The organism is Actinotalea ferrariae CF5-4, from assembly GCF_000603945.1.
In the GTDB taxonomy this organism is placed as follows: domain Bacteria; phylum Actinomycetota; class Actinomycetes; order Actinomycetales; family Cellulomonadaceae; genus Actinotalea; species Actinotalea ferrariae.
The window spans coordinates 1-3,038 of sequence record NZ_AXCW01000360.1; the positions used below are offsets into that span (position 1 = coordinate 1).

Annotated in this window: 2 protein-coding genes; one reads left to right on the forward strand and one right to left on the reverse strand. The window is 73.8% G+C overall.

Annotation, left to right across the window (positions count from 1 at the left end; genetic code table 11):
- Nucleotides 1–144: 144 nt before the first annotated feature.
- Nucleotides 145–1,284, forward strand: a complete 1,140-nt coding sequence (locus N866_RS17715) for a fatty acid desaturase family protein (RefSeq protein WP_425393977.1) — start codon at nt 145–147, stop codon at nt 1,282–1,284.
- Nucleotides 1,285–1,377: 93 nt separating this feature from the next.
- On the opposite strand, the gene N866_RS17720 is transcribed toward N866_RS17715, so the two are convergent.
- On the reverse strand, nt 1,378–3,038 hold a 1,661-nt coding region (locus N866_RS17720; RefSeq protein WP_034229087.1), incomplete at its 5' end, for a helicase HerA-like domain-containing protein.

Genomic DNA, 3,038 nt, shown 5'->3' on the forward strand with positions numbered 1-3,038 from the left:
GACGACCGGTGGATCAGGGCTGAGCGGACGTGCACGCGACGAGCCGTGGACGCCACCGGGTGGCGCGGTGGATCCCGGGTTACGCTTCCGTAGGTTGGACCGTCGCCGCGGCGTCGGTCACCCCTGATCGATGCGGAGCACCAGATGGACATGACCATCGCCGCGGGCGCCGAGGCCCGTACCCCGACGACGGCCGAGGCGCCCGACGCGCCGCGGGCACGGTCCGACCGGACCGCCCGGACACGGCAGACCAGCGACTTCACCGACCTGGCCCGGACCGTGCAGGACGCCGGCCTGATGCGCCGGCGGCACGGGTACTACTGGACCCGGTTCGCGGTCCTGACCCTGCTGCTCGTCGGGCTGGGCGCGGCGTTCGTCCTCATCGGGGAGTCGTGGTGGCAGCTGCTCGTCGCCGCGGCGCTCGCCCTCGTGCTCGGCCAGGTGATGTTCCTGGGCCACGACGCCGCGCACCGGCAGATCTTCACCTCCGGGCGCTGGAACGACTGGGCCAGCCTGGTCATCGCGAACCTGTACGCGGGGATGAGCTACGGGTGGTGGCAGCACAAGCACAGCCGCCACCACGCCAAGCCCAACCAGGTCGACGCCGACCCGGACATCAAGACCGGCGTCCTGGTCTTCACGACCGAGGACGTCCCGAAGGCCCGGACGGGCGTGCTCGGGTGGTTCGCCCAGCGCCAGGGCTGGTTCTTCTTCCCCCTGCTGCTGCTCGAGGGCCTGAACCTGCACATCTCGGGGGTCAAGACGATCTTCGGCCGCGGCGAGGTCAAGCGTCGTCCGGTGGAGATGGCCTTCGTCACCCTGCGCCTCGGCGGCTACCTCGCCGTCGTCTTCTGGCTGCTCCCGGTCGGCATGGCCTTCGCCTTCCTCGCGGTCCAGATGGGCCTCTTCGGCCTCTACATGGGTGCCGTCTTCGCCCCGAACCACAAGGGCATGCCGATCGTCCCCAAGGACGCGCGGATCGACTTCCTGCGCCGTCAGGTGCTCATGAGCCGCAACGTCCGGGGCGGACGCCTCACCGACTGGTTCATGGGCGGCCTGAACTACCAGGTGGAGCACCACCTGTTCCCGAGCATGGCCCGCCCCCACCTGCGGCGCGTCCAGCCGATCGTGCGGGAGTTCTGCGCCACCCGGGGCATCCAGTACACCGAGACGTCCCTGATGCAGTCGTACGGGATCGTCGTGCGGTACCTCAACAAGGTCGGTCTCGCGGCGCGCGACCCGTTCCAGTGCCCGCTGACCGCGGAGTTCCGCTCCGCCCGCTGAGCACTGCCGGGCCCTGCTGAGCACGGCTGAGCACACCGCGACGCCCGGTCCCTCGAGGGGGGCCGGGCGTCGTCGTGCGCGCGCTCCGGCTCGTCAGCGACGCCGCCGCGTGCCCAGCACCGTCCGGGTGATCTCCCGCCCGAGGGTCGTCCCCACCGACCGCAGGAAGGCGTCCAACGGGTCGGACCCCCGCGAGGCCGTGCGCCGGGAGGTGGTGCCGCCCCGGGGCGCCGGGCGACGCAGGTCCTTCTCGATCCGCTCCAGCTCCCGGCGGCGCGCCTCGTCCTCGACGGAGCGTCGGGAGCGCTCCGCGGCGGCCTCGGTCCGGGCCGCGAGCAGCTCGTGGGCGGACTCCCGGTCGACCGCGGTGGCGTACCGGTCGTGCAGCGGCGAGGCGGCGACGAGCGAGGCGAGGACGTCGGGCGCGGACGGCTCCATCGAGGACTGCGGCGCCCGCAGCCGGGTCCACGCCACCGGCGTCGGCGCGCCCCGTTCGGACAGCACGGTGACGACCGCCTCGCCGGTCCCGAGGGTCGTGAGCAGCTCCTCGAGGTCGTGGTCGGACGCCGGGTAGGTCCGCACCGTCGCGCGCAGCGCCGCGGCGTCGTCGGGCGTGTGGGCCCGCAGGGCGTGCTGGACGCGTCCGCCGAGCTGCGCGAGGACGTCCGCGGGGACGTCCTTCGGCGTCTGCGTCACGAACCAGACGCCCACGCCCTTGGACCGGATCAGCCGGACCGTCTGGGTCACGCTGGCGAGGAGCTCCCGGGACGCGTCGGCGAAGAGCAGGTGGGCCTCGTCGAAGAAGAACACGAGCCGGGGTCGCTCGACGTCGCCGACCTCGGGGAGCTCCTCGAAGAGGTCGGCGAGCAGCCACATGAGGAACGTCGAGTACAGCCCGGGCCGGTCCTGGACGGCGGGCAGCTGCAGCGCCGTGACGACGCCGCGGCCGTCCGGGGCGGTCCGCAGGAGGTCCGCCGTCTCGAACGCGGGCTCCCCGAAGAACGCGTCGGCGCCCTGGGCCTGGAGGCCGGCCACCTCGCGCAGGATGACCCCCGCGGTCGCCCGGGAGATCCCGCCGATGCCCTTGAGCTCCGCCGCGCCCTCGTCGGACACGAGGAAGGCGATGGTCGAGCGCAGGTCGGCGAGGTCCAGCAGTGCGAGGCCCTGGGCGTCGGCCCAGTGGACGACGAGCTGCAGGCTGGACTCCTGCGTCGCGTTGAGGCCCAGGACCTTCGCAAGGAGCAGGGGACCGAAGTCGGTGACGGTCGTCCGGACCGGGGTGCCGGTCCCCAGCCCGCCGAGCGTGAGGAGCTGGACGGGGAACGCGGTCGCCTCCCACGCCTGGCCGACGTCGGCGGCCCGTCCCCGCAGGCGGTCCGACGCCGTCCCCGGGGTCGCCATGCCGGACAGGTCGCCCTTGACGTCCGCGAGGAACGTGGGGACACCGGCGGCGGAGAGCCCCTCGGCCATGAGCTGCAGGGTCCGGGTCTTGCCCGTGCCGGTCGCGCCGGCGACCAGGCCGTGGCGGTTGAGCGTCGACAGGGGGAGCCCGACGGCCGCCGCGGGCACGGCGACGCCGTCCTCGACGAGGGCGCCGAGCGGGAGGACCGGTCCGGTGCTCGCGTACCCGGCGCGGACCTCCTCCGCGTGCGGGCTGAGCGCGGGTGTGGCGGGGGCGTCGTCGGGCGACGGCGGTGCTGACGACGGCGGTGCGGACGACGGCGGTGCTGACGACGGCGGTGCGGACGACGGCG